This window comes from Streptomyces sp. NPDC090994 (assembly GCF_044768905.1).
In the GTDB taxonomy this organism is placed as follows: Bacteria; Actinomycetota; Actinomycetes; order Streptomycetales; family Streptomycetaceae; genus Streptomyces.
Window position 1 is genome coordinate 122,244 of the sequence record NZ_JBIVWS010000003.1, and the last position, 26,389, is coordinate 148,632.

Here is a 26,389-nt window from a genome sequence, read left to right on the forward strand (position 1 = left end):
CGTTCGAACAACCGCGCCAGTAAACCAGGAAAGCCGACTTACCGTGTACACACCAGCGACCCGGTCACCAGGCGGGGGTGGCCGCCGCCTGACCGCCCCAGGACTCCTGCCGGTTCCCCGTCGCGCTCTCCCACCACCAGTGCGAGAGGCTCCCGTCGGCCGCGGTCCCGTACACGTGCTGTACGTCGCCGACCACGTGCGCCACCGGATCGGAGCGGACCGTCCCCGTCAGCACCGCGTACCGCACGCTGTAGGCGGGGTCCCACCACCAGTGGGCGAGGGTGTCGTCGGCGGTCCGGGCGAAGACGTGCTGCTGGGAGCCGTGGACGAAGGCGACCGGACGGCCGCCGAGCGGCACGGGCGTGGACCAGGTCTGCCGCTTCACCACCTGGGTGCCGGCGTCCCACCACCAGTGCGCCAGGGCGCCGTCCGCGTCCGCCGCGAAGACGTGCTGCTGCCCGTTGTGGACGAACGCCGTCGGTGTGCCGCGGGCGCTGCCCTCCCAGGACTCGTGCCGCACCCCGGGGCCCTTCGTCCACCACCAGTGGTGCAGCTTCCCGTCGGCCCCGGCCGCCCACACGTGCTGCTGGCCGCCGTACGTCACCGCCACGGGGTCCCCGGCCAGGGAACCGGCCGCCGCCCAGGTCTGCCGGCGCAGCTCGCCACTGGCCGCGTCGTAGAAGCAGTGCAGCAGCCGCCCGTCGGCCGCCCGCACGAAGGCGTGCTGCTGACCGGCGGTGACCAGGGCCGCGGGCGCCCCGGCCACCGTGCCGGCCGGCAGCCAGGTCTCCTGGACCACACTGCTCGTGGAGCTGTCCCAGAAACGGTGCTGGAGACTGCCGTCGGTGCCCCGGGCCAGGACGTGCTGCTGGTCGCCGTAGGGGAAGGCCACCGTCTCCCCGGCGACGCCGGTGCCCCAGGTGCCGCGCTTGACCGTGCCGTCGGCCTCCTCGAACCAGTGGCCGAGGCCGCCGGCGGGGGTCGGGGCGAACAGGTGGAGCTGGCTGGGCGAGGTGGTGGGCAGCGCCCCGGTGTACTGGTTGCCGGTCAGGGACCGGGCGCCGTCCGGCTGGTCCAGGTCCGCCTCGGTGAAGGGCGCCCACTTGATGAACTCGTGCTGCGCGGTGTCCCCGCCCTCGTAGAGGACGCCGTACCGCCCGTCCGACAGTTCGACCAGGTCGGAGTAGGCGGAGATGCCGTCCGTCACCAGCGCCCCCTGCTCGGGGGTCTGCCAGGTGAGGCCGCCGTCGAAGGAGGAGCGGATCGTCAGGTTCTCGCGGGCGCCGGTGTCGGTGGGCGCGGCCAGCAGCACCCGGTCGTAGCCGTCTTCGTCCTCGGCGCGGACGGCCAGGGTGGAGGCCTGTACGCCGACGGCGGGCAGCGGCAGGGGCTCCAGCGGGGCGAAATCCGTCTCGAACGTCAGGCCCTGGTCGCGGGAGACGGCGTAGGCCGCCCGGACCGTGTCGGTGCCCTCCTCGTTGCGGGCCGTGGCGACCAGGCTGCCGTCGGAGCGTTCGAAGACGCTCAGCTCCTGGACGCCCAGCCCGGGCTCGGCGCCGTGCGAGGAGGCGCCCGCCCGCCAGGTGGCGCCCCCGTCGTCGCTGTAGATCAGGGCGCCGCCCAGCGGGTCGACCTTGGTCCTGCCGGGGGCGAGCCGGACGGTCAGGCCGGCCACCATGCGCCCGGCCTCGGCGCCGCGGGTCAGCGTGATGCCGTGCGAGGGGCCGGTGCCCAGCTGCCCCTGCCCGAGCGTCCCCCACTCCGGCTTCCAGACGGAGGCGGTGATCTCCTTCGCCGGCGCCCAGCTCGCACCGTCGTCCGTGCTCGTCCGCACGTACGCGCGCCGGTAGCTCTCCGTGTAGAGCAGGACGACGTCACCGTCGGCGGGGTCCACGATCGGGGTGGCGTTGTGCGGGAAGGCGAGGCCGCCCGACTCCTCCCTGCTGCCGGTCACCACCGACAGCGCGCCCCAGGTCGCGCCGCCGTCGGCGGACCGCTTCAGGACGATGTCCATCCGGCCGCTGTCCCCGCAGTCGTCGTCCCGCGCCTCGGCGAAGGCGAGCAGCGTGCCGTCCTGCGCCCGGACCACCGAGGGCGCCCGGAAGCAGGAGTACCCCGACTCGCCCGAGACGAAGACGGTGCTGTGGCCCCCCGGCACGTCCCCGGCCGGGACCAGGCCGACGGGCGCCGGCACCGCGCGCGGGACCTCGCCGGTCACCACCCCCGCTCCCAGGAGCACCGCCACCACCGCGAGCAGCGCTGCCACGACCGTGCCCGTACCCCTGGCCGCGCGTCTTCCCGCACCGCCCGTGGACGCCGAGTCGTCGGACATCCGAGCCCCCCCAGGATCGAAGTCGGCGGCGACCGCTCCCCGCGGACGCACCCACCGATCATGCTCCGCCCCGGCCGTCGGCGCGCTGAACGACGACCGGCTTCGGAAACCACCTTTCGTGACGAACAGGTGAACGATCAGCCGGAGCCGGGGCGCCGGGCGGCCCGGGAACGCGGCAGGGCCGCCCCGGACGGGACGGCCCTGCGCTGCGCTGACGGAGAAGCGTCGATCACACGTCGAAGTACAGCTCGAACTCGTGCGGGTGCGGACGCAGCTGGAGCGGGGCGATCTCGGTGGTGCGCTTGAGGTCGATCCACGTCTCGATCAGGTCGGAGGTGAAGACGTCGCCCTGGAGGAGGAACTCGTGGTCGGCCTCCAGGCGGTCGAGGACCGCGCCCAGCGAGGTCGGGACCTGCGCCACGTTCGCGTGCTCCTCGGGAGCCAGCTCGTAGAGGTCCTTGTCGATCGGCTCGGCCGGCTCGATCTTGTTCTTGATGCCGTCCAGGCCCGCGAGCAGCAGCGCGGAGAACGCCAGGTACGGGTTGCCGGAGGAGTCGGGCGCGCGGAACTCGACGCGCTTGGCCTTCGGGTTGGAGCCGGTGATCGGGATGCGCATCGCGGCGGAGCGGTTGCGCTGCGAGTACACCAGGTTGATCGGCGCCTCGAAGCCCGGCACCAGACGGTGGTACGAGTTCACCGTCGGGTTGGTGAACGCCAGCAGCGACGGGGCGTGCTTGAGGATGCCGCCGATGTAGTAGCGGGCCATGTCGGACAGGCCGGCGTAGCCCTGCTCGTCGTAGAACAGCGGGTCGCCGTTGCTCCACAGCGACTGGTGGACGTGCATGCCCGAGCCGTTGTCGCCGAAGATCGGCTTCGGCATGAAGGTCGCCGTCTTGCCGTTCTTCCAGGCCACGTTCTTCACGATGTACTTGAAGAGCTGGAGGTCGTCGGCGGCGGCGAGCAGCGTGTTGAACTTGTAGTTGATCTCGGCCTGGCCGGCGGTGCCCACCTCGTGGTGCTGGCGCTCCAGCTGCAGGCCGGACCGCTCCAGCTCCAGGGAGATCTCGGCGCGCAGGTCGGCGAAGTGGTCGACCGGCGGGACCGGGAAGTAGCCGCCCTTGTAGCGGACCTTGTAACCCCGGTTGTTCTCCACCGCGCCGGTGTTCCAGGCGCCGGCCTCGGAGTCGATGTGGTAGAAGGACTCGTTCGCGCCGGTGGCGAAGCGGACGGAGTCGAACACGTAGAACTCGGCCTCGGGGCCGAAGAACGCGGTGTCGGCGATGCCGGTGGAGGCGAGGTAGGCCTCGGCCTTCTTCGCCACGTTGCGCGGGTCACGGGAGTACTGCTCGCCCGTGATCGGGTCGTGGATGAAGAAGTTGATGTTGACCGTCTTGTCCCGGCGGAACGGGTCGACCCGCGCGGTGGACAGGTCGGCGCGGAGCGCCATGTCGGACTCGTGGATGGCCTGGAAGCCGCGGATCGAGGAGCCGTCGAAGGCCAGCTCCTCGGCCGGGTCGAAGGCCGAGGCCGGGATCGTGAAGTGCTGCATCACACCCGGCAGGTCGCAGAAACGGACATCGACGAACTTGACGTCCTCGTCCGCGATGAACTTCTTGGCCTCGTCGGCGTTCTGGAACATCCAGCTCCTCCTACTCCCGACCGTCCCGCCGGGGTGGTAGATCGTTCGTGCGGCCAGTGCGGGTGGCACACGCTGTCCACGACCCTAGGGACGGGTGATTTCTCGGGCGTGACCCATTTGTTTCGCAGAAGTTAACCGGCTCCGTTCCAGCCTAGTGCGGTCCCACCCCGCCCGACACCGGTCCAAAACGTGGGCAGTACCGTGTATGCGTGGACAAGAGGCAAGCAATCGGATCGTGGCTGTCCGGGCCCCGCGCGGCCATGGAGGAGGCGGGCGCCGACTTCGGTTACCGCGGCAAGGAGCTGGGCCTCCCCGAGGAGGGGCCGGGTTCGATCGCCGGTCCCGGCAGGCGGCTCGGCGCGCTGGCCGTCGACTGGGCCCTGTGCCTGCTGATCGCATACGGCCTGATCACCGACGGCTATGGCCAGGCGACCTCCAACTGGGCGCTGCTCATCTTCTTCGTCCTGAGCGTCCTGACCGTCGGCACCCTCGGCTTCACCCCGGGCAAGCGCCTCTTCGGCCTGCGCGTCGTCGAGCTGGGCACCGGCCGGGTCAACCCGCTGCGCGCCCTGCTCCGCTCGGTGCTGCTGTGCGTGGCGATCCCCGCGCTGATCTGGGACCGCGACGGCCGCGGCCTGCACGACCGGCTGGCGCGCACGGTCGAGGTCCGGAGCTGAGGACGCGTACGTATACGTGAGTGGGGGCGCCCGGAGAGATTCCGGGCGCCCCCACTCACGTATACGCGTGTACGCGGAGCGCGTGTCTAGCGCGGGCCCTTCGGCATCCGCATCCCCTTGGGCATCGGCCCCTTGGGCAGCGGCATGTTGCTCATCAGGTCGCCCAGGGCGCGCAGCCGGTCGTTGGTCACGGTGACCTGCGGACCGGTCAGGACGCGCGGCAGCTTGAGCATGGTCGTGCGCAGCTTCTTCAGCGGCACCTGGCCCTCGCCGTCGCCCACGATCAGGTCGTGCACGGGGACGTCGGCGACGATCCGGTTCATCTTCCGCTTCTCGGCGGCGAGCAGGGACTTCACCCGGTTCGGGTTGCCCTCCGCCACCAGCACGATGCCGGCCTTGCCGACCGCGCGGTGCACCACGTCCTGGTTGCGGTTCATCGCCACCGCCGGGGTCGTCGTCCAGCCCCGGCCGACGTTGTCCAGTACCGCCGCGGCGGCGCCCGGCTGGCCCTCCATCTGCCCGAAGGCCGCCCGCTCGGCCCGGCGCCCGAACACGATCGCCGTCGCGAGGAAGGCGAGCAGCAGGCCCAGGATGCCGAGATAGATGGGGTGACCGATCAGGAAACCGATCGCGAGGAAGACACCGAAGACGATGATTCCGACAGCCGCGAGTACAAGACCGATCTTCTTGTCGGCCCTGCGGGTCATCTTGTAGGTCAGAGCGATCTGCTTCAGTCGCCCGGGGTTCGCGGCGTCCGCCGCGTTGTCCTTCCTCGCCATGCACCGAAGTCTACGTGTCCCCGGCGGCGCCGACGAAGGCAGTGTCCGCGGGCGGCCCCGCGGCGGGTGTCAGAGGCGGACGGAGGCGCTCTGGCCGGCCTGGGCGGCCTGGCCGAGGACGCGCTCGGCCTCGACGCGGTCCTTGGCGCGGCGGCGGTCCTCCAGGACGGACGTCCAGGCGTTGCGGCGGGCGGTGCGCTGGCCGCCGCTCATCAGCAGCGACTCGACGGCGCGCAGGGCACTGGTGAGCGACGGGATGGCGGTGGCGCGGACGGGCGCGGCCTGCATCTGGAGGTCCCCCCTCGGGACGGCGGTGGATGGCGGTGCGGGGTGTTGGGCAAGGCTGTACGTGGCGTGAGTCCAGCGTCACTGATTGGTGTTACCAGGGCGTGACCCGCCGGTCAAACACCCATGAAGCCCCGGAGTCGGGGCGCGGAACGCGGACGCGGCCCCGGCCGTGGCCCTCAGCTGCGAGGACGGCCGGGACCGCGTCGTACCGGCCATTACCGGCAAGTAGCTTCTTGTGCGCGAATTCACACGGCCTGGGCGGCGACGAAGGCGCCCCCCCGCTGCGGAGCAGCCGAATGACGCTGCTCGACGGCCATCTGGTACAGCCGCCCGGCCCGGTACGAGGAGCGGACCAGCGGGCCCGACATGACGCCGGAGAAACCGATCTGCTCGGCCTCCTCCTTCAGCTCCACGAACTCGTGCGGCTTGACCCAGCGCTCCACGGGGTGGTGGCGCACGGAGGGCCGCAGGTACTGCGTGATGGTCACCAGCTCGCAGCCCGCCTCGTGCAGCTGCTTCAGCGCCTCGCTGACCTCCTCACGGGTCTCGCCCATGCCGAGGATCAGGTTGGACTTGGTCACCAGGCCGTAGTCGCGGGCCTCGGTGATGACCTTCAGGGAGCGCTCGTAGCGGAAGCCGGGGCGGATGCGCTTGAAGATGCGCGGGACCGTCTCGACGTTGTGCGCGAAGACCTCGGGGCGGGAGGCGAACACCTCGGCGAGCTGCTCCGGGACCGCGTTGAAGTCGGGGGCCAGCAGCTCGACCTTGGTGCGGCCCTCGGCGCGCCCGGCGGTCTGCTGGTGGATCTGGCGCACGGTCTCGGCGTACAGCCAGGCACCGCCGTCTTCCAGGTCGTCGCGGGCGACGCCGGTGATGGTGGCGTAGTTCAGGTCCATGGTGACCACGGACTCGCCGACGCGGCGGGGCTCGTCGCGGTCGAGCGCCTCGGGCTTGCCGGTGTCGATCTGGCAGAAGTCGCAGCGCCGGGTGCACTGGTCGCCGCCGATGAGGAAGGTCGCCTCGCGGTCCTCCCAGCACTCGTAGATGTTGGGACAGCCGGCTTCCTGGCAGACGGTGTGCAGGCCCTCGCCCTTCACCAGGTTCTGCATCTTGGTGTACTCGGGGCCCATTTTCGCCCGGGTCTTGATCCACTCGGGCTTGCGCTCGATGGGGGTCTGGCTGTTGCGGACCTCCAGGCGCAGCATCTTGCGTCCGTCGGGTGCGACTGCGGACACGACCGGCTCCCTAGCGTTTGATTCTTCGGCGTCTTCAGGGTACGCCCGTGTTTTCGAAAGCCCGCCTCCTGTCTCAGGCGGCCGGTGTCTTCTCGATCACGCGCGGCTTGAGTTCCGCGTTCTCCAGTACGTCCCTCAGGTGCCGCTCCACGACCGGCAGCACCTCCTCGATCGTGACGTCCCGGCCCAGCTCGTTCGCCAGGGAGGCGACGCCGGCGTCCCGGATGCCGCACGGGATGATCTTGTCGAACCACTTGTTGTCGGGCTGCACGTTGAGCGCGAAGCCGTGCATGGTGACGCCCTTGGCGACCCGGATGCCGATCGCGGCGATCTTCCGGTCCTCGCGCCGCTGCCCCGCGTTGGAGGGCGCGTACTCCGGGCCGTTGAGCCGGGGGTCGAACTCCTCGTCGGTGAGCCGGGGGTCGAAGTCGAGCGAGAGCCCGCCGAGCGCCGGCCGCCGCTCCACCGGGTCGCCGAGGACCCAGACTCCGCTGCGGCCCTCGACCCGGGTGGTCTCCAGGCCGAACTCCGCGCAGGTGCGGATCAGCGCCTCCTCCAGCCGCCGTACGTGCGCGACGACGTCCACCGGGCGCGGGAGCTTCTGGATCGGGTAGCCCACCAGCTGGCCGGGGCCGTGCCAGGTGATCTTGCCGCCGCGGTCCACGTCGATGACCGGGGTGCCGTCGAGGGGGCGCTCGTTGTCCGCCGTGCGCCGGCCGGCCGTGTAGACCGGCGGGTGCTCCAGGAGCAGCACGGTGTCCGGAACCTCGTCGGCGAACCGCGCCGCGTGCACCCGGCGCTGCTCGTCCCACGCCTCCTGGTACTCGACCGCCTCCGCACCGAACCCCATACGGACGAACCGCAACCCACTCACGGCAAGCGCCTCCCTGGACGTAGTAAGGCACGACTGGTGCCCACGCCACTGTACGTCCGCCCCTTGGGGTGCCGACGGGGGACCGGAGCCGTCAGCCGGACGGCCGATCCTCACACGATCGGATGAAGAGATGAGGAAGTGTGCGATGAGGTGCTTACTCTCCGCTACATTCGCGCCGTTCACGAGGCCATAAGGGCTGCTCACAGGCAATCCGGGCACTTCGCACGCCCCGGAAGGCAGGAGACCGCACCGCACCATGACGGAACGACCCGCGCAGCGCACCCCCAACCGCCAGCTCGCCGCGCTCATCGCCGAAGCCGGCTTCTCCAACGCGGGTCTCGCGCGTCGCGTCGACCAGCTCGGCCTCGAACACGGCCTGGACCTCAGATACGACAAGACGTCCGTCACCCGATGGCTGCGCGGCCAGCAGCCCCGAGGCACCACCCCCGCACTGATCGCCGAGGTCTTCACCCGGCGCCTGGGCCGCCGGCTCACCGCCCAGGACCTCGGCCTGGACGCCTGTGCCCCCGTCTACGCGGGCCTGGAGTTCGCCGCGACCCCCGAGGAGGCCGTCGACATCGTCAGCGGCCTGTGGCGCAAGGACTCCGGCAGCCACGCCGAACTCCGCAAGATCGCGTTCACCCCGGCGGGCCTCGTCGTGCCCAGCCGGGACTGGCTGATCGGCCGCGCCGACGACAAGGTGGCCCGCGCCGAACCGCCGGCCCGCATCCCCGCCCAGGGCCGCCCGGCGCTCCCCGGCATCCCGGCCCAGCTGGAGGCCGGGGGCCGGCGGCGCTCCCCGGTCGACCGCGGCCCCGGACTGCGGGTCGGCGCCGGCGACCTGGCCGCGCTGCGCTCGGTGGGCGAACTCTTCCGCAGCCTGGACGACCGCTACGGCGGCGGCCACGCCCGGCAGGCCCTGGTCCGCTACCTCGAACACGAACTGGAGCCGATGCTGCGCGGCAGCTACGGCGAGCAGACCGGCCGCCGGCTGTTCGCCGCCGCCGCCGACCTCACCCGGCTGGCCGGCTGGACCTCGTACGACATCGCCGCGCACGGGCTCGCGCAGCGCTACTTCGTGCAGGCCCTGCGGCTCGCGCAGGCGGCCGGGGACCGGCCGTACGGGTCCTACGTGCTGGCCACCATGAGCCGGCAGGCCGTCTACCTCGGGCACGGGCGCGAGGCGGTGCAGCTCGCCCGCGTCGCCCAGCAGGGCGTGGGCAGCACCGCGCCGCCCGTGGTGCAGGCGCTGCTGCACGTCTGCGAGGCGCGCGGGTACGCGGTGCTCGGCGAGGTGCGGGCCTGCACCGCGGCCCTGGTGCGGGCCGAACGGGCCATGGAGGCCGCCCGGCCCGGCGACGAGGTGCCGCACTGGGCGCGGTTCTTCGACGAGGCGCAGCTCGCCGACGAACTGGCCCACTGCCACCGGGACCTCCAGCAGTTCCGGGTCGCCGCGCAGCAGGCCGAGCGGTCCCTGCAACTGCGGCCCGCGGCCCAGGCCCGCGGCCGGCTGTTCTGCCGGGTGGTGCTGGCCACCGCCCGGCTGGGCCTCGGCGAACTGGACGCGGCGTGCCACTTGGGGGCCGAGGCGGCCGGGCAGGCGGCGGAGATGCGGTCGGTGCGGGCGGTGGAGTACGTGCGGGAGTTCGAGCGGAGGCTGGAGCCATACCGCGACGCGGCGCCGGTCCGGGGGTACCGGGACAAGGTCGCGGCCTTGGGGTAGCCCCCTGTGGCTCCCTGGGGTGTTCACGCCGCTCGACTGGTCGGGCCGGGATCCGCCCGGTGCAGGGAGCCCCCCTTCCCCAGGTCCGTCAGGACGGCTGTCGCCGCGCGGTGGGCCGAGCGGAGGGCGCCCTGGACGGTGCCCGCGTCGCGGTGGTCGCCGCAGACGTACAGGCCCGCCAGCAGGCGCACCGGACGGCGCGGGTCGTGCGGCGGGCGCATGGCCGGCACCGCCTCGGGCGTGTGGTGCACCGCCAGGGTCTCCCAGCGCGCGGTCGAGGTGCCGTAGAGGCGGGACAGGTGGGCGCGTACGGCGGTGTCGACGTCGGGCGGGGGCGGGCCGAGGACGGTGGACGACACCAGGGCGCGGCCGGCCGGGGCGCGGGACGGGTCCACCTCGCTGACCACGGCCGTGTGGGCGACCGGGCCGCCCCGGTCGGCGTCGAGCAGCAGGGCCGTGCCGGTTGCCGGGGGCTCGTCGGTGGTGTGGTGCACCACCGTCACCGGGTGGAAGTCCGGGACCCGCAGCCCGGGCAGCAGCTCGGCGGCGGCCCGGGCGTCGGTGGCCAGCAGCACCGCACGGCAGCGCAGGACGCCGTGCGCGGCGGTGGTCACCGCGTTGGTGGCGATCGAGGTGACCCGTACGCCGGTGCGCACGGTGCCCGGCGGCAGCGCCCCGGCCAGCAGGGCCGGCAGGGTCTCGGCGCCGCCCTCCGGCAGCCCCAGCCGCCCGGTCGCGAAGGCGCGCAACGCCAGGTCGGCGCACCGGCTGGAGCTGGTCAGCTCCGGGTCGCACAGCAGCGCGGCGAGCAGCGGACGCAGGAAGCCGTCGATGGTGCGGGCGGGCAGCCCGCGGACGGCGAGCGCCTGCCGCGCGGGCAGCTCCGGGCGGGCCAGCAGCCGTTCGACCGGCGTGGTCGCGAGCCGGGTGAGCGCGGCGGTCAGCCGGGCCTGGTCGACGGCGGTGCCCAGCGGGGACCCGGCCCGCACCCGGCGGGCCACCGCCTGCCGCCCGGCCGCCCGGGGGAAGGCCCCGGCCCGGCCGGCTCCCGGCACCGGCCCGCGCGCCCCCGGCGCCGGCCGCGGAGCGCTCGCCAGGGCGCGTACGGCGTGCAATGCGCCCCGTGCGCCCCCGGAGCCGTAGGGAGCGTTCACGCGGTGGTGCAGACCCTCGCTGTGGACCAGCGCCCCCGGCGCGAAGGGCCGCAGCACGAGCCCGTCCAGGCCGGGGACGAGCCTCAGTTCGGGACAGGACGTCGACAGCGACTGCCCGATCCGGTCGAGCCGGAAGCCGTCGACCTTCTCGGTCGCCATCCGGCCGCCCGTCACGGGGGCCGCCTCCAGGACCACGGTCGACACTCCCTGACTGGTCAGCCGGTGCGCCGCCGCGAGTCCGGCGACCCCGGCCCCCACGACGACGACGTCCGCCTGGTACGCGGGCTCAAGCACGTGCCCCTCCTCGCGATCGCGCGGCCACTGGAGGCGACTGACCCCCAACTGGCTTTCGGATTACCCGAGTTCAGATCGAGACTAGGGCCGCGTCCGGTCGGTGACAGTCGCACGGAGACAGGGCACGGTCGCACGCAGGTCGCACGCGGCCGGGGCCGCCCGGCCCCGGCCGTCGCCCGGCGCGCCGCCGCGGCGGGTCACAGGGCCGCGCGGATCGCCCCCTCGATCTCCGGGAACGCGAACCGGAAGCCCGACTCCAGCAGCCGCCCCGGCACCACCCGCGCGCTGCCCAGCACGTCCCCGGCCATCTCGCCGAGCACCGTGCGCAGCACCGGAGCGGGGACCGCGAAGAGGGCGGGCCGGCGCAGGACCCGGCCCATCGCCTCGGTGATCTCCCGGTTGGTGCGCGGCCGCGGGGCGGTCAGGTTGAACGGGCCGGACAGGTCCTCGCGGGCCAGCAGATGGCGGATCGCGGCCACCTCGTCGTGCAGCGCGATGAACGACCAGTACTGCCGTCCGTCGCCCAGGCGCCCGCCGAGCCCCGCCTTGAACAGCGGGAACAGCCGCCCCCAGGCCCCGCCGCCGCGCGCGACGACCAGCCCGGTACGGGTGAACACCGTCCGTACGCCGGCCTCCCGGGCGGGCGCGGCGGCGGCCTCCCACTCGACGCACACGCCGGGCAGGAATCCCTCGCCCGCGGGGGCGCTCTCGTCGACCGTCCGCTCCCCGGTCTCCCCGTAGAGACCGATCGCGCTGCCGTTCACGAAGACCCCCGGCGGCCGGTCCAGGGAGGCGACGGCGCGGGCCAGCGCCGCCGTGCCGTGGACCCGGCTGTCCCGGATCCGCGCCTTGTACGCCGCCGTCCAGCGCCGGTCGCCGACACCGGCCCCGGCCAGGTTGACCACGGCGTCGCAGCCGGCCAGCCCGGCCGTGTCGACCCGGCCGCGCTCGGGGTCCCAGCGGACCTCGCCCGGCCCCCGGGGCGCGTGCCGTACCAGGCGCACCACCTCGTGCCCGTCCGCCGTCAGGGACCGCGCCAGCGCGCTGCCGATGAGACCGGACGCGCCGGCCACCGCGATGCGGGAAGGTTCCATGGGGAACATCCTGCCGCCACCATCGAATCGATGCCTCGGGGCCGCCGGCGCCGCGCCGTAAAGTGACCGCCATGCCCGACGAAGTGCCGCACATACGATCCGCCCGGCCCGACGACGAAGAGGCGCTCGGCCTGCTCGACCGGGAGGCCTGGTCCCCGCTGCACGCGGTCTCGCCCCGTCCGGAACCGGACGCCCCCTTCTTCGAGGACCACGCGGGCCCCGACGCCCACCTCGTCGCCGAACTCGGCGGCCGCGTCGTCGGCTACCTCCGCCTCGGGCGCCCCACCCCCCTCGCCTCCAACCGGCACGTCCGGGCGGTCCACGGCCTCGCCGTCGCCGAGGCGGCCCGCGGCCACGGCGTCGGCCGCCTCCTGCTGCGCGCCGCCGCCGAGGAGGCCCGCCGCCAGGGCGCCCGCCGCCTCACCCTGCGTGTCCTCGGCCCCAACACGCCCGCCCGCACGCTCTACGAATCCGAGGGCTTCGCCGTCGAAGGGGTGCTGCCCGAGGAGTTCCTCCTGGACGGCGCGTACGTCGACGACGTGCTGATGGGCAAGTCCCTGCTCTGACGGCGCTGCTCCGACAACCCTGCTCCGGTTTCCGGGGACCGTGCTACGACGTCACCGGCGCCCCCGTGTCCACGGCCGCCGTGGCCGTCGCCGCGCGCCGCGCCTCGCCGGACACCTCGGCGGCCGTCAGCACGTACCCGGTGGCGGCGTCGGAGGTGGAGCGGGCGAAGACCATGCCGTACACCCGGCCCTCGGTGGTCAGCAGCGGTCCGCCGGAGTTGCCCGGGCGGACCGTGGAGCGTATGGAGTAGATCTCCCGGGTGACCTCGGCGTCGCTGTAGATGTTCTGGCCCGTGGCCCGCACGCGGTTCGCCACCGTCGCCGCCCGCAGGTCCAGGGCGCCGTCCTGCGGGTACCCGGCGACCACCGCCGCGTCACCGCGCCCGGCCTCGTCGTCGAACCGCAGGGCGGGCGCGTCCAGCTCCGGCACGTACAGCACCGCCACGTCCTTGTCGGGGTCGAACAGCACCACCCGCGCCTCGTACGTCCGTCCGACGCCGCCCACCCGCACGCCCGGGGCGTCCATGCCGGCCACCACGTGGGCGTTGGTCATCACGTGCCGGTCGGCGTACACGAAGCCGCTGCCCTCACGGCCCTGGGCGCCGGCCACGCCCTCGATCTTCACCGTGCTCAGCTTGGCGGCGTTGGTGGCCGCCGCCGTGACGCTGTCCCCGGAAGGCTCGGCCACCTGGGCGGTCGCCTCGTTCTCGAAGGGGTTGAAGACCTGCGGGAACCCCGCCTCGGTCAGCGCCGAGGTGGCCCGCGAGAACCATGCCGGGGTGGTCTCCGGCATCGCCCGCTGTACCGCGCCCAGCACCGCCGAGTCCCGGATCGCCGAGGCGAGCAGCGGCGTCGGCGACGCGGCCAGCACGCTCGCCGCCACCCACGCCACGATCAGCGCCGCCGCCGAGTTGGCCACCGCCCCGCCCACCCCGTCGGCGACCCTGAGCGGCCCGGCGTCCAGCTCCCGCCGCAGCCTGAGCGCGAGCCGCCCCGCCAGCTCGTGCCCCACCGCCGCCGGGACCAGCACCGTCAGCACGGCGGTCACCGTCGCCGTCGTCGTCCCCGGCGTCACCAGCTCCATCACCCACGGCAGGATCCACACGCCGACGACGGCCCCGCCGACGAACCCGGCGAGCGAGACACAGCCCGCCACCAGCCCGCGCCGGTACCCGGAGGCCGCGTACGCCAGCACCACCAGCGCCAGCACGATGTCGAGCAGATCCACACGAGCCGCCTTTCTCTCGGACCCTGGCACCCCTCGGTACGTGCCGGAAGGGCCCGGCGATCAGCCGGTGCCGCACCCGCGGCCGGTAACCGGCCACACGTGCGGCTACCCGGGGAAACGCCGCGGACCGGGACGATGGTTCCACCGGGTGGCACAACGCACGTCGCGGGCGGGTCACGACGGACGGACAGTGGATGACATGCGTGTGCTGCGAGGGCTCCGGGAGGCCGCGAGACGGCGCGCGGGACGCATCCCGCTCCGTCTCCCGCTCCGTCTCCCGCTTCGCGTTCCACGCCGCGTCCCGGTCCCCGTCCTGCTGCTCGGCTGTCTGCCCGTCCTCGCCGCCGCCGTCGGGCTGGCGCTGTTCCTGACCGGCACGGACCGGCCGGCCGGCCCGCACGCCCGCGCCACCGCCCGGCCGGAGAGCCGGTACGCCGCACCCCGGCCGGACATCGTCCCCCGCTCGTCCTGGCTGGGCGACGCCGCCCGCCGGCAGCCGCCCCCGCGCTACGACGACCAGGTCGTCGCCGTCTTCGTCCACCACACCGACAGCCCCAACGGCTACGACTGCGCCGACGCGCCCCGCATCCTGCGCGACATCTACACCGGCCAGACCGGCGCCCGGGAGTGGGACGACCTCGGCTACAACTTCGTCGTCGACCGCTGCGGCACCGTCTACGAGGGCCGCGCCGGCGGCGTCGACCGGGCCGTCACCGGCGCCCACACCCAGGGCTTCAACCACCGCACCACCGGCATCGCCGCCCTCGGCACCTACACCGAGGGCGTGCCGGTGCCCCGCGCGCTGACCGACGCGATCGCCGCGCTGGCCGCCTGGAAACTGGGCCCCGCCGGCACCGACCCGCGCGACCGGGTCCGCCTGGTCTCCAGCAACGGCCTCAGCCGGTACGCCGCCGGCACCGCCGCGGCGCTGCCCGCCGTCGCCGGGCACGACGACGGCTACCAGACCAGCTGCCCCGGCGCCGCGCTCACCGCCGAGCTCCCCGAGATCCGGGAGCGCGCGGCCCGGCTCCAGGGCCGCCCCGCGTCTCACAGGACGGCCACAGCGGCCGCGCAGGCTCCTCAGAGCCCGGGCTCCTACGGTCGGTGACACAAGCCGACCGGAGGTGGGGACCACGATGAAGAACAGCCAGGACCACAGCACCAGCACCAGCACGAGCACCTGGGCCGAGGCACTGCGCCGCCCCTGGACCGCGCTGGCCGCCGCCGCGGCCGTGGTCCTGGGCCCGGCCGCCGTCACCGCCTCCGCCCTGGACCAGGCCAACGCGGCCCCACAGCACCACGCGACCGCCCTGAAGACCGAGCAGACCCAGGCGTACATACCGACGGACACGACCCGCCGCCGCGCGGCCTGAGCGGGGCGGCCTACGCCGCGGGCTCCCGGGCCGGGAGCCCGCGCAGGAGCACGTCGAGGAAGAGGTCAAAGCGGGGCTCGGCCGTTCCGAGCGTGTGCCCCAGCTGCCGGGCCCCGAGCCACTGCACGACGCCCAGGCCGAAGATGTACCAGCTCTGCTCGGCGAGCGCCTCGGAGGCGCCGGCCAGCCGGAACGCCGAGACCACCCGGTCGCGCAGCAGCCCGAACGCCCGCGCGTTGTGCCGGTGGGGCAGCGCGACGTGCGCCGCGTACCCGGGTACGGCGAGGAACTGGTCGTGCATCCGCCAGGCGAGGTCCGCCAGCCACGGCCGCCAGGTGTCGGCCGTCGGCTCGGTCGTGGGCAGGATGCGCTCGACCACCACCTCGCCGACCAGGTCGAGCAGCTCGTCGCGGTTGCCGACCCAGCGGTAGAGCGCCGAGTGGGAGACGCCGAGCCGCCCGGCGATGTCCCGCATCGTCACGGTCCGCAGGTCGCAGCCGAGCGCGGCCTCCACGATCAGCTCACGGCTCAGCCGCGCGGGGCGGCCGGGCTTGGGGGTCGTCGCCTTCACGCACGCCAGTCTACGAACGCTCCGCCCCACATTAGTGACCACTGGTCTCCAATAGGTTAGGGTGCCCTCACTTCGTCGATGAGGAGTGGGAGTGGGGACCGTGCGGACGCGTCGCTCCGCCACCGGGACGCCGGTACTGCTGCTCGCGGCGTTCGGCGTGGCGATCGCCCAGACGATCGTGCTCGCCGCACTGACGCCGTTCGCCCGCGCGCTCGGCACCACGGCGGCCGGCGCCGGCTGGCTGCTGACCGCCTTCATGCTGGCCTCGGCCGTCGCCACACCGGTGGCGGGGCGGCTGGGCGACCTGTTCGGTCATCGCCGGGTCCTCGTCACCGGTCTCGCGCTGCTGCTGGCCGGCTCCGTGACCGCGGCGGCCGGCACCGAGCTGGGCTCCTACGCGGCGGTCCTGACGGGCCGGGTCCTCCAGGGGCTCTCCGGCGGGGTCCTCCCCTGTGCCTTCGGGCTGGCCCGCCGGTACGTTCCGGCCGAGCGGCTGTCCGGAGTCGTCGCCGCGCTCAGTGCGATGGTCGGCGTCGGCGGGGCGCTGGGCATGGTCGTCGCCGGTCCGCTCGCCGATGCCGCCGGTCCCGCCGCGCTGTTCTGGCTCACCGCCGTACCGGCTGTCCTCGCCCTGGCCGGGGCGGCCCGTCTGCCCGCCCCGCCCGGCAGCCGCGCGGGGCGGGTCGACCTGGCCGGGGCGGTGCTGCTCGCGGGCACGCTGAGCGCCCTGCTGCCGGCCGTGAGCCAGGGCCGTACGTGGGGCTGGACCTCGCCGGGGATCATCGCCCTGTCGGCCGCCGCGGTCGCCCTGGCCGCCGCGTTCGGGCTCGTCGAGCGGCGGGTCGCGGCGCCCCTGGTCGACCTCCGTCTCCTGGTGGGGCCGCGGCTGCTCGCCACCAACGCCGCCACCCTGATGGTCAGCGTGGGCATGTTCGCCGCGGTCACGCTGCTGCCGCTGTTCGCCCAGACACCGACCGCCCTCGGGTACGGGTTCGGTCTCTCCCCGGCCCTGACCGGGCTCCTCATGGCCCCGGTCGCCGTCTGCACGCTCCTCGCCACACCCCTCGCGGCACGGCTGTCGGCCGGGCTCGGGGCGCGGGCCGCCTTCCGGGCGGGCGCCGTCCTCGCGGCGTGCGCGCTGGGCGGCCTCGGCCTGCTGCACGGCCACCTCGCGGAGGTGCTCGTCTGGTGCGCGCTGCTGGGTCTGGCGTACGGGCTCGCCTTCGCCTCGCTCGGCGGCCTGGTCGTCGGTGCCGTGGGCCAGGAGCAGACCGGCGCGGCCACGGGCGTCAACACCGTCCTGCGCACCGTCGGCGGCGCGTTCGGGTCCGTGGTCGCCGTCGCGCTCGTGACCGCGTCGGCGGGCGGGCCCGCCCGGCCGCCGGCGGAGTCGGGCTACACCGGCGCGTTCCTCGTCGCCGGCGCGTTCGCGCTCTGCGCGGCCGCCGTGGCCGCGCCCCGCGGCGGCGTTTCCGCACGGCCGTCCGGCGACGGGCCGGGTACCGCCTGATCCGCGCCCGCGGCCCCTCCGGCACCGGACCCGGCCGGAACGCGGTGCCGGACGGCTCCTCAGTCGCCGAACCGCTCCCACAGCCGGGGCAGGCGCTCCGCCAGCGCGCGGTCGTGCTCCAGGTCGATCGGGGTGCCCACCGGTTCGGCGGGCGGCGGGGGGATGTCCAGGTCCGGGGCGACCGCGCCGGTGAGCTGCTCGTAGGCCTCGTCGGCCGCGTAGCCGAGGTCCTCGCCGTCGCCGTCGACCTCCTCGTCGAAGTCGTCGAGGAGGTCGGCCAGCGCGTCCGCGTCGTGCACGGCTCCCTCGTAGACCTCCCGGCCCTGGCCGATCAGCCAGCACCGGAAGCAGTCGAACGCGTCGTCGCTCGCGCCGCCGAGCAGGATCCAGGCGGCGCCCCACAGCTCCCAGGTGCAGGCGCGCTGGTAGCGGACCTCGAAGTGACGGGCGAAGTCCAGGACGGCCTCCGGGTCCAGCCGGCACAGCCGCTCCACCAGCAGGTCGGCCTGGTCCTCGGGGTCGCCCCCGGCACCCCGGCGAGCGGTGTCGATCAGCTCCCAGAACTCCGTCTCGTCCATCACGCGTCCAGGATCGGCCCTGGCGGACCGGGACGCACGTCCGGGCGGCGGATCGCCGTCCGCCCCTCGGCCCCCTGCCCGTACAGGGCGGCGAGCCGCCGGGCGTCCGCCGCGAAGCGCTCGCGCAGCGACTGGGGGGCCAGCACCTCCGCCTCCGGGCCGAGCGCCCCGAGCCGCTCGTGGGCGACCTCCTCCGACTCCACCGGCAGCGTCACCGTGAGCAGCCCCTCCCCGTCCGGCGGTCCGGCGGCGGCCAGGGCCTGCCGGGCTGCCACCGGGTCCACGGCGTACGGCAGCCGCCGCGCACCGGCCGGGGAGAGCCGCACCACCGCCTCGGTCCGCAGGATCGACCGCGCGAACTGCTCCGCCCGCTGCGCCCAGAACCCGGGCAGATCGAACCCCCCGTCCCGCGCGAACCGCTGCCCGCCCGGATCGACCGACACGAACCGGTCGATCCGGTAGACCCGGAAGTCCGCGTCGTCCCCGTCGTCCCCACCCACCGCGTCCGCATCACGCACCGCGTCCGCACCACGCACCGCGTCGGCCCCACCCACCCCGTCGTCCCCACCCACCGCGTCCGCCCCGTCCGTCGAGTCGGCCGCGTCCGCCGCCTCCGTCACCCGGGCGCACAGGTACCAGACCCCCGCCTTCAGGACCAGCCCGTACGGCTCCAGCTCCCGCTCGACCTCGTCCTCGCCGCGCCGGTAGCGCGCCGTGACGCGGCGGTCGTCCCACACCGCGTCCGCCACCGCCGGCAGCAGCTCGGGCGTGCGCGGTTCGGTGAACCAGTTCGGGGCGTCCAGGTGGAAGCGCTGCGCGGCCGTACGGGAGGCGTCCCGCAGGGCGGGCAGGAGGGCCGCCGAGACCTTCAGCCGGGCCGCCGACGCCGCGTCCTCCAGGCCCATCTCGCGCAGCGCCCCCGGCACCCCCGACAGGAACAGCGCCTCCGCCTCGCCGCGGTGCAGCCCCGTCAGCCGGGTCCGGTAACCGCCGATCAGCCGGTAGCCGCCGGCCCGGCCCCGGTCCGCGTACACCGGCACGCCCGCCTCCGACAGGGCCTGCGCGTCCCGGGTGACCGTCCGCTCGGACACCTCCAGCTCCCGGGCCAGTTCGGCGGCGGTCATCGAGGGCCGGGACTGGAGCAGCAGGACCATCTTGATCAGGCGGGCGGCACGCATGGCCCACATCATGCAGGAGGCCCCCGCCGACGGGCGGGGGCCTCCTGGAACATCCGGCTTACAGGCCGTAGCGCTCGCGCGCCTCCTTCACGGCCGTCGCCTTGATCTCGCCGCGCCGGGCCAGCTGGGCCAGCGCCGCGACGACGACGGACTCGGCGTCCACGCCGAAGTGGCGCCGGGCGCCCTCACGGGTGTCCGACAGACCGAAGCCGTCGGCGCCCAGCGAGGACCAGTCCTGCTCGACCCACTGCGCGATCTGGTCGGGGACCTGGCGCATGTAGTCGGAGACCGCCAGCACCGGACCCTCGGCACCCTGGAGCGCCTGCCGGACGTACGGCGTGCGGTCCTCGCCGCGCAGCAGCGCCGCGTCGGCGTCCATGGCGTCCCGGCGCAGCTCCGTCCAGGAGGTCGCGGACCACACGTCGGCGGCCACGCCCCACTCGGCGGCGAGCAGCTGCTGCGCCTTGAGCGTCCAGTGGATCGCCGTACCGGAGGCCAGCAGCTGGATGCGCGGGGCGTTCGCCGCCGGGGCCAGGCCCGCCGACTCCGCCGTGTTGAAGCGGTACAGGCCCTTGACGATGCCCTCGTCGATGCCGAGGCCCTGCGGCTTCGCGGGCTGCGGCATCGGCTCGTTGTAGACGGTCAGGTAGTAGAAGACGTTCTGGTCCTCGCCCGGCTTGGCCTCGCCGTACATCCGGCGCAGGCCCTCCTTGACGATGACGGCGATCTCGTAGGCGAACGCCGGGTCGTACGTGAGGGACGCCGGGTTGGTAGCGGCGATCACCGGGGTGTGGCCGTCGGCGTGCTGGAGGCCCTCGCCGGTCAGCGTGGTACGGCCGGCGGTGGCGCCGATCAGGAAGCCGCGGCCGAGCTGGTCGCCGAGCTGCCACATCTGGTCGGCCGTGCGCTGCCAGCCGAACATCGAGTAGAAGATGTAGAACGGGATCATCGCCTCGCCGTGCGTGGCGTACGCGGTGGACGCGGCGATGAAGTCGGCCATCGAGCCGGCCTCGGTGATCCCCTCGTTGAGGATCTGGCCGTTCTCGGCCTCCTTGTAGTACATCAGCTGGTCGCGGTCGACCGGCTCGTACGTCTGGCCCTTGGGGGAGTAGATCCCGAGCGACGGGAACAGGCTCTCCATGCCGAAGGTGCGCGCCTCGTCGGGGACGATCGGCACCCAGCGCTTGCCGGTCTCCTTGTCCCGGACCAGGTCCTTGACCAGGCGGACGAACGCCATCGTGGTCGCCACGGACTGCGTGCCGGAGCCCTTGTCGAAGGCGGCGAACGCCTTCTCGGCGGGCGCGGGCAGCGGGGCCAGGGCGTGGGTGCGGCGGGCCGGGGCGGGACCGCCGAGGGCCGCGCGGCGCTCCTGGAGGTAGCGGACCTCGGGGGAGTCGGCGCCCGGGTGACCGTAGGGGACCACGCCGTCGACGAAGTCGCTGTCCTTGATCGGCAGCCCGAGCAGGTCGCGCATCTCCTTGAACTCGTCCACCGAGAGCTTCTTCATCTGGTGGTTGGCGTTCTTGGACGCGAAGCCCTTGCCGAGGGTGTGGCCCTTGACCGTCTGGGCCAGGATCACGGTCGGCGCGCCCTTGTGGGCGAGCGCGGCCTTGTACGCGGCGTAGACCTTGCGGGCCTCGTGGCCGCCGCGCGAGAAGTGGAAGCACTCCAGGATCTTGTCGTCGCTCAGCAGCTTCGCCATCTCGACGAGCGCCGGGTCCTTGCCGAAGAAGTCCTGGCGGATGTAGGCGGCGTCGCGGGTCTGGTACGTCTGGACCTGCGCGTCGGGTACCTCGCGCAGCCGGCGTACGAGCGCGCCCGTGGTGTCGAGCTGGAACAGCTCGTCCCAGGCCGTGCCCCACAGCGTCTTGATCACGTTCCAGCCGGAGCCGCGGAAGAGGGCCTCCAGCTCCTGCACGATCTTGAAGTTGGCGCGGACCGGACCGTCGAGGCGCTGCAGGTTGCAGTTGATGACGAAGGTCAGGTTGTCCAGGCCCTCGCGGGCGGCCAGGGTGAGCGCGGTGGTCGACTCCGGCTCGTCCATCTCGCCGTCGCCGAGGAACGCCCACACGTGCGAGTCGGAGACGTCCTTGATGCCGCGGCTGGTCAGGTAGCGGTTGAACCGCGCCTGGTAGATCGCGGAGATCGGGCCGAGGCCCATCGACACGGTCGGGAACTCCCACAGCCAGGGCAGGCGCCGCGGGTGCGGGTACGACGGGAGGCCGTTGCCGCCGGACTCGCGGCGGAAGTTGTCGAGGTGGTCCTCGTTGAGCCGGCCGTCGAGGAAGGCGCGGGCGTAGATGCCGGGGGAGGCGTGGCCCTGGACGTAGAGCTGGTCGCCGGAGCCGTCACCCTCCTTGCCGCGGAAGAAGTGGTTGAAGCCGGTCTCGTAGAGCCAGGCCGCGGAGGCGAAGGTGGCGATGTGGCCGCCGACGCCGTATTTGCTGCCGCGGGTCACCATCGCCGCCGCGTTCCAGCGGTTCCAGGCGGTGATCCGCTGCTCCATCTCCTCGTCGCCGTCCACGGTGGGCTCGGCGGCGGTGGGGATGGTGTTGACGTAGTCCGTCTCGAGGAGCTTCGGCAGTGCGACGCCGGCTCCCTCGGCACGCTCCAGCGTGCGCCGCATCAGGTAGGCGGCCCGGTGCGGGCCGGCCGCCTTCGCGACGGCGTCCAGGGACGCCTGCCATTCGGCGGTCTCCTCAGGGTCCCGGTCCGGGAGCTGGTCGAGCGCGCTCGGCTGGATGGCGTAGGGGTCGGTCATGTCGCCGCCTTCCTCAGTCGAAGGGGGTTCCCTCATCGGTAAGGGTTCGGGGGTGCCCTTGGTCTTTGGCAGGACAGGGCGTGGGCTCCGGTGGGAGTCCATCGGTGACTGTAACTCCCTGATCGATGATCGATCAAAGGGTTGAGGGGCAAAACCTCTTGATCACGAGAAAGTCGGCACGGGGTGCCTTCGGCGATGGCACGGGGTGACTGTCGAGGTCGGCGGTTTCTGCAGGTCGGCAGGGGTGCGCGGGGGAGCCCGGGTGGTTCGGTGGTGTGGCGGCTGCGGGGGCTTCGTGGCTGATCGCGCAGTTCCCCGCGCCCCTTCAGGGGCGCGGGGGAAGAAGGTCAGGGACGCGGGGCGCAGCCCAGTACATGCGACTTGACCAGCTCGGCGATGCGCGGGTCCCGGCGCTTGAACGCGGCGACCAGTTCCTCGTGCTCCTCCGCGTAGGACTGCTGCACCGTGCCCAGCCACCGTATCGACAGGGCCGTGAACACCTCGATGCCCAGCCCCTCCCAGGTGTGCAGCAGCACCGAGTTGCCGGCCGCCCGCACCAGCTCCCGGTGGAAACCGACCGTGTGCCTCACCTGCGCCGTCCCGTCGGCCATCCGGTCGGCCTCGTACAACGCGCTGACGTGCGGTTCCAGCGCCGAGCAGTCCTCGGCCAGCCGCCCGGCCGCCAGCTCCGCCGCGATCGCCTCCAGACCGGCCCGTACCGGGTAGCTCTCCTCCAGGTCGGCCGCGGTCAGGTTCCGCACCCGTACGCCCTTGTTCGGCGCCGACTCGATCAGCCGCAGCGACTCCAGCTCGCGCAGGGCCTCCCGTACGGGCGTCTGGCTGACCTCCAGCTCGGTGGCGATCCGCCGCTCCACGATCCGCTCGCCCGGCTGCCAGCGCCCGCTGATGATCCCTTCCAGGATGTGCTCGCGGATCTGCTCGCGGAGCGAGTGGACGACGGGCGCGGTCATGAAGGGCTCCTTAGGGAGGGGCCCCTACCGGCCCCCTGGGGCGTTGACGAATAGACAATACGGCCGCCGGGCCCCGGCGGTAGGGCGCACAAGGGCGCTTTCACGCAGGTGAGACGAGGCTTACACGCCGGGTGTGACCAGCACGACGGCGCCCCCGCCCGGAGTGTTCCGGACGGGGGCGCCGTGAGGACCGTGCAGGTCAGAGGCCCAGCTCGACCTCGAACTCGCCCGCCTCCAGGATGGCCTTGACCGCGGTCAGGTAACGCGCGGCGTCGGCACCGTCCACCAGGCGGTGGTCGTAGGACAGGGTCAGGTACGTCATGTCGCGGACGCCGATGACCGTGCCCTCCTCCGTCTCGATCACGGCGGGACGCTTGACCGTCGCGCCGATGCCGAGGATCGCGACCTGGCCCGGCGGCACGATGATCGTGTCGAAGAGCGCACCGCGCGAACCGGTGTTGGAGATGGTGAAGGTCGCGCCCGACAGCTCGTCCGGCGTGATCTTGCTGGCCCGGACCTTGCCCGCCAGGTCGGCGGTGGCCTTGGCGATACCGGCGATGTTGAGGTCGCCGGCGTTCTTGATGACCGGGGTCATCAGGCCCTTCTCGGAGTCCACCGCGATACCGATGTTCTCGGTGTCGAAGTAGGTGATGGTCCCCTCGGCCTCGTTGATCTTGGCGTTGATCGGCGCGTGCGCCTTCAGCGCCTGGGCCGCCGCCTTGACGAAGAACGGCATCGGGGAGAGCTTGACGCCCTCACGTGCCGCGAACGCGTCCTTGGCGCGGGCGCGCAGCTTCATCAGCCGGGTGACGTCGACCTCGACGACCGAGGACAGCTGCGCCTGCTCGTGCAGCGCCTTGACCATGTTGTCGCCGATGACCTTGCGGATGCGGGGCATCTTCACGGTCTGGCCGCGCAGCGGGGACGCCTCCAGCTTCGGCGCCTTCTTGGCGGCCGGAGCAGCCGGGGCGGCAGCCGCGGCCGGGGCCGGAGCGGCGGCCTTGGCGGCCTCCGCGGCGGCGATGACGTCCTGCTTGCGGATACGGCCGCCGACGCCGGTGCCCGAGACGGTGGACAGGTCGACGCCGTTCTCGGCGGCGAGCTTGCGCACCAGCGGGGTGACGTAGGCGCCGTCGTCGACCGGCTGGGCGGCGGCGGGAGCGGCCGGGGCCTGCGCGGCCGGAGCCGGCGCGGGGGCCGGGGCGGCCGGGGCCGGCGCGGGCGCCGGGGTCTCCTGCTGCTGCGGGGCCGGAGCCGTCGGCGCCTGCGGGGCCGGGGCCGGAGCCGCCGGGGCGGGCGTCGGCTCGGGCTGCGCCGGGGCGGCCGGGGCCTCCTGAGCCGGGGCGGCGGCGGGAGCGGCACCGGCCGCGCCGATGACGGCGAGCTTGGCGCCGACCTCGGCGGTCTCGTCCTCGCCGACCACGATCTCCAGCAGGGTGCCGGAGGCGGGCGCCGGGATCTCGGTGTCGACCTTGTCCGTCGACACCTCCAGCAGCGGCTCGTCCTCGGTGACCTCCTCGCCGACCTGCTTCAGCCAGCGGGTGACGGTGCCCTCGGTGACCGACTCGCCGAGCGCGGGCAGGACGACGTCCGTGCCCTCGGCGGAGCCGCCGCCGGACGCGGCCTGCGGGGTCGGAGCGGGCGCCGGGGCGGCCTGCTCGGTGGAGGGGGCGGCAGCGGCGGGCTCGGGGGCCGGCTCGGCGACCTGCTCGGCGGCCGGGGCCTCAGCGGCGGCCGGGGCGCCGGTGCCGTCGTCGATCAGGGCCAGCTCGGCGCCGACCTCGACCGTCTCGTCCTCGGCGACCTTGATGGAGGACAGCACGCCGGAGGCGGGTGCCGGGATCTCGGTGTCGACTTTGTCGGTCGAGACCTCGAGCAGCGGCTCGTCGGCCTCGACGCGCTCACCCTCGGCCTTGAGCCAGCGGGTGACGGTGCCCTCGGTGACGCTCTCGCCGAGCGCCGGAAGGGTTACGGAAACCGCCATGGTTTCGGTTGCTCCTTACGAATTGCGGAAGTCTGTGTCGTCGCGCCCAGTGACCGAGGGGGTCAGTCGTGGGAGTGGAGCGGCTTGCCCGCGAGGGCCAGGTGGGCCTCGCCGAGGGCCTCGTTCTGCGTCGGGTGGGCGTGGATGAGCTGCGCGACCTCGGCGGGCAGCGCCTCCCAGTTGTAGATCAGCTGGGCTTCGCCGACCTGCTCGCCCATGCGGTCGCCGACCATGTGGACGCCGACCACGGCACCGTCCTTGACCTGGACGAGCTTGATCTCGCCCGCGGTCTTGAGGATCTTGCTCTTTCCGTTGCCCGCCAGGTTGTACTTCAGGGCGACGACCTTGTCCGCACCGTAGATCTCCTTGGCCTTGGCCTCGGTGATGCCCACGGAGGCGACCTCGGGGTGGCAGTACGTCACCCGGGGCACGCCGTCGTAGTCGATCGGCACGGTCTTCAGACCGGCCAGCCGCTCCGCCACCAGGATGCCCTCGGCGAAGCCGACGTGCGCGAGCTGGAGGGTCGGGACCAGGTCACCGACGGCCGAGATGGTCGGCACGTTGGTGCGCATGTACTCGTCGACGAGGACGTAGCCGCGGTCCATGGCGACCCCGGCCTCCTCGTAGCCCAGGCCCTGCGAGACCGGGCCGCGGCCGATGGCGACGAGCAGGACCTCGGCCTCGAACTCCTTGCCGTCGGCCAGCGTGACCTTGACACCGTCCTGGGTGTACTCGGCCTTCTGGAAGAAGGTGCCCAGGTTGAACTTGATGCCGCGCTTGCGGAACGCGCGCTCCAGCAGCTTCGAGCTGTTCTCGTCCTCGACCGGGACGAGGTGCTTGAGGCCCTCGACGATGGTGACGTCGGTGCCGAAGGACTTCCACGCGGAGGCGAACTCGACGCCGATCACGCCGCCGCCCAGCACGATCGCGGACTTCGGCACGCGGTCCAGCTTGAGGGCGTGGTCGGAGGAGATGATCCGGTCGCCGTCGATGTTCAGGCCCGGCAGCGACTTCGGCACGGAGCCGGTCGCCAGCAGGACGTGGCGGCCCTGGATCCGCTGACCGTTCACATCCACCGAGGTCGGGGAGGAGAGCCGGCCCTCACCCTCGATGTACGTCACCTTGCGGGAGGCGATCAGCCCCTGCAGGCCCTTGTACAGGCCGGAGATGACCTCGTCCTTGTACTTCTGGACGGCCGGCATGTCGATGCCCTCGAAGGTGGCCTTCACGCCGAATTGCTCGGACTCCCGGGCCTGGTCGGCGATCTCACCGGCGTGCAGCAGCGCCTTGGTGGGGATGCAGCCGACGTGCAGGCAGGTACCACCGACCTTGTTCTTCTCGATCAGGGCGACGTCCAGGCCCAGCTGCGCCCCGCGCAGGGCCGCGGCGTAACCACCGCTACCACCGCCGAGGATCACTAGGTCGAAAACGGTGCTGGCGTCGTTCGCCACGTCACGTCCTCCATGCATGTGCGCCACGCCGGTCTCCAGTGACCGGTCGGCGGCTGGTGTCCGGCCGCTCGTTCTTCGGCCCTTGGTGGGGCCCTGTCCTGCCGGGACCCATCTTCGCACCCGCGGAGG

22 protein-coding genes are annotated in these 26,389 nt (G+C 73.4%); 6 read left to right on the forward strand and 16 right to left on the reverse strand.

Features of this window, described 5'->3' with window-relative positions:
- Positions 1-64: 64 nt before the first annotated feature.
- Both ACIQR3_RS07970 and glnA read right to left on the reverse strand, forming a co-directional pair.
- A complete protein-coding gene (locus tag ACIQR3_RS07970) occupies positions 65-2,266 on the reverse strand; it encodes an exo-alpha-sialidase (protein ID WP_403535746.1) in 2,202 nt (733 codons plus the stop codon).
- 295 nt (positions 2,267-2,561) lie between these two features.
- Positions 2,562-3,971, reverse strand: coding sequence for a type I glutamate--ammonia ligase (gene glnA / locus ACIQR3_RS07975; protein WP_403535749.1), 1,410 nt, complete (start codon positions 3,969-3,971; stop codon positions 2,562-2,564).
- A gap of 209 nt (positions 3,972-4,180) precedes the next feature.
- Here glnA and ACIQR3_RS07980 point away from each other — a divergent pair, with 209 nt between their 5' ends.
- Complete coding sequence (locus tag ACIQR3_RS07980) at positions 4,181-4,648, forward strand: RDD family protein (protein WP_403535753.1); 468 nt, start codon at positions 4,181-4,183, stop codon at positions 4,646-4,648.
- An 86-nt stretch (positions 4,649-4,734) separates the two neighbouring features.
- Here the strand turns inward: ACIQR3_RS07980 and ACIQR3_RS07985 are convergent, their stop codons facing one another.
- The 4 genes from ACIQR3_RS07985 to lipB form a co-directional block, all read right to left on the reverse strand.
- Entirely contained in the window at positions 4,735-5,427 is a 693-nt protein-coding gene (locus ACIQR3_RS07985; protein ID WP_215165777.1) for a DUF4191 domain-containing protein, read from the reverse strand.
- Between the two features lie 69 nt (positions 5,428-5,496).
- Positions 5,497-5,715: a hypothetical protein gene (locus ACIQR3_RS07990; RefSeq protein ID WP_403535756.1), complete on the reverse strand. Its 219-nt coding sequence runs from the start codon at positions 5,713-5,715 to the stop codon at positions 5,497-5,499.
- A 245-nt stretch (positions 5,716-5,960) separates the two neighbouring features.
- Positions 5,961-6,950, reverse strand: coding sequence for a lipoyl synthase (gene lipA, locus ACIQR3_RS07995; RefSeq protein WP_403535759.1), 990 nt, complete (start codon positions 6,948-6,950; stop codon positions 5,961-5,963).
- 73 nt (positions 6,951-7,023) lie between these two features.
- On the reverse strand, positions 7,024-7,824 hold the full coding sequence (lipB, locus tag ACIQR3_RS08000; protein WP_403535761.1) for a lipoyl(octanoyl) transferase LipB: 801 nt from the start codon (positions 7,822-7,824) through the stop codon (positions 7,024-7,026).
- A 256-nt stretch (positions 7,825-8,080) separates the two neighbouring features.
- Here lipB and ACIQR3_RS08005 point away from each other — a divergent pair, with 256 nt between their 5' ends.
- Positions 8,081-9,547 carry a regulator gene (locus tag ACIQR3_RS08005; RefSeq protein WP_403535764.1) on the forward strand — a complete coding sequence of 489 codons (1,467 nt, stop codon included), beginning with the start codon at positions 8,081-8,083 and terminating at the stop codon, positions 9,545-9,547.
- Between the two features lie 23 nt (positions 9,548-9,570).
- Here ACIQR3_RS08005 and ACIQR3_RS08010 read toward each other — a convergent pair whose 3' ends face one another.
- Both ACIQR3_RS08010 and ACIQR3_RS08015 read right to left on the reverse strand, forming a co-directional pair.
- The gene (locus ACIQR3_RS08010; RefSeq protein ID WP_403535766.1) at positions 9,571-10,995 is read right to left on the reverse strand and encodes an NAD(P)/FAD-dependent oxidoreductase; all 1,425 of its coding nucleotides are present in this window, start codon (positions 10,993-10,995) and stop codon (positions 9,571-9,573) included.
- Between the two features lie 197 nt (positions 10,996-11,192).
- Positions 11,193-12,089, reverse strand: coding sequence for a TIGR01777 family oxidoreductase (locus ACIQR3_RS08015; protein ID WP_403535768.1), 897 nt, complete (start codon positions 12,087-12,089; stop codon positions 11,193-11,195).
- 71 nt (positions 12,090-12,160) lie between these two features.
- Between ACIQR3_RS08015 and ACIQR3_RS08020 the strand changes: the two genes are divergently transcribed.
- Entirely contained in the window at positions 12,161-12,655 is a 495-nt protein-coding gene (locus ACIQR3_RS08020; protein WP_403535771.1) for a GNAT family N-acetyltransferase, read from the forward strand.
- A gap of 43 nt (positions 12,656-12,698) precedes the next feature.
- Here ACIQR3_RS08020 and ACIQR3_RS08025 read toward each other — a convergent pair whose 3' ends face one another.
- Entirely contained in the window at positions 12,699-13,883 is a 1,185-nt protein-coding gene (locus tag ACIQR3_RS08025; RefSeq protein ID WP_403535773.1) for a MarP family serine protease, read from the reverse strand.
- A gap of 199 nt (positions 13,884-14,082) precedes the next feature.
- On the opposite strand from ACIQR3_RS08025, the gene ACIQR3_RS08030 reads away from it, so the two are divergent.
- Together ACIQR3_RS08030 and ACIQR3_RS08035 are read left to right on the forward strand one after the other, a co-directional pair.
- A complete protein-coding gene (locus tag ACIQR3_RS08030) occupies positions 14,083-14,991 on the forward strand; it encodes a peptidoglycan recognition protein (protein ID WP_403535776.1) in 909 nt (302 codons plus the stop codon).
- A 28-nt stretch (positions 14,992-15,019) separates the two neighbouring features.
- Entirely contained in the window at positions 15,020-15,256 is a 237-nt protein-coding gene (locus ACIQR3_RS08035) for a hypothetical protein (protein WP_403535779.1), read from the forward strand.
- A 10-nt stretch (positions 15,257-15,266) separates the two neighbouring features.
- Here ACIQR3_RS08035 and ACIQR3_RS08040 read toward each other — a convergent pair whose 3' ends face one another.
- Complete coding sequence (locus ACIQR3_RS08040; protein ID WP_403535782.1) at positions 15,267-15,827, reverse strand: TetR/AcrR family transcriptional regulator; 561 nt, start codon at positions 15,825-15,827, stop codon at positions 15,267-15,269.
- Positions 15,828-15,927: 100 nt separating this feature from the next.
- On the opposite strand from ACIQR3_RS08040, the gene ACIQR3_RS08045 reads away from it, so the two are divergent.
- A complete protein-coding gene (locus tag ACIQR3_RS08045) occupies positions 15,928-17,337 on the forward strand; it encodes an MFS transporter (RefSeq protein WP_403535785.1) in 1,410 nt (469 codons plus the stop codon).
- Positions 17,338-17,396: 59 nt separating this feature from the next.
- Here the strand turns inward: ACIQR3_RS08045 and ACIQR3_RS08050 are convergent, their stop codons facing one another.
- The 6 genes from ACIQR3_RS08050 to lpdA all read right to left on the reverse strand — a co-directional run bounded on the left by ACIQR3_RS08050 (position 17,397) and on the right by lpdA (position 26,260).
- Positions 17,397-17,915: a DUF4240 domain-containing protein gene (locus tag ACIQR3_RS08050; protein WP_403536764.1), complete on the reverse strand. Its 519-nt coding sequence runs from the start codon at positions 17,913-17,915 to the stop codon at positions 17,397-17,399.
- A complete protein-coding gene (locus ACIQR3_RS08055) occupies positions 17,915-19,093 on the reverse strand; it encodes a helix-turn-helix transcriptional regulator (RefSeq protein ID WP_403535788.1) in 1,179 nt (392 codons plus the stop codon). The genes ACIQR3_RS08050 and ACIQR3_RS08055 overlap by 1 nt, the downstream gene beginning before the upstream one ends.
- A 58-nt stretch (positions 19,094-19,151) precedes the next feature.
- The gene (gene aceE / locus ACIQR3_RS08060) at positions 19,152-21,854 is read right to left on the reverse strand and encodes a pyruvate dehydrogenase (acetyl-transferring), homodimeric type (protein WP_403535791.1); all 2,703 of its coding nucleotides are present in this window, start codon (positions 21,852-21,854) and stop codon (positions 19,152-19,154) included.
- A gap of 347 nt (positions 21,855-22,201) precedes the next feature.
- Positions 22,202-22,825: a GntR family transcriptional regulator gene (locus ACIQR3_RS08065; protein ID WP_215165795.1), complete on the reverse strand. Its 624-nt coding sequence runs from the start codon at positions 22,823-22,825 to the stop codon at positions 22,202-22,204.
- A 199-nt stretch (positions 22,826-23,024) separates the two neighbouring features.
- Positions 23,025-24,809 carry a 2-oxoglutarate dehydrogenase, E2 component, dihydrolipoamide succinyltransferase gene (gene sucB / locus ACIQR3_RS08070; protein WP_403535795.1) on the reverse strand — a complete coding sequence of 595 codons (1,785 nt, stop codon included), beginning with the start codon at positions 24,807-24,809 and terminating at the stop codon, positions 23,025-23,027.
- Positions 24,810-24,871: 62 nt separating this feature from the next.
- Positions 24,872-26,260 (reverse strand): dihydrolipoyl dehydrogenase, encoded by a 1,389-nt coding sequence (lpdA, locus tag ACIQR3_RS08075; protein WP_215165798.1) that lies wholly within the window; start codon positions 26,258-26,260, stop codon positions 24,872-24,874.
- Between the last annotated feature and the right edge of the window lie 129 nt (positions 26,261-26,389).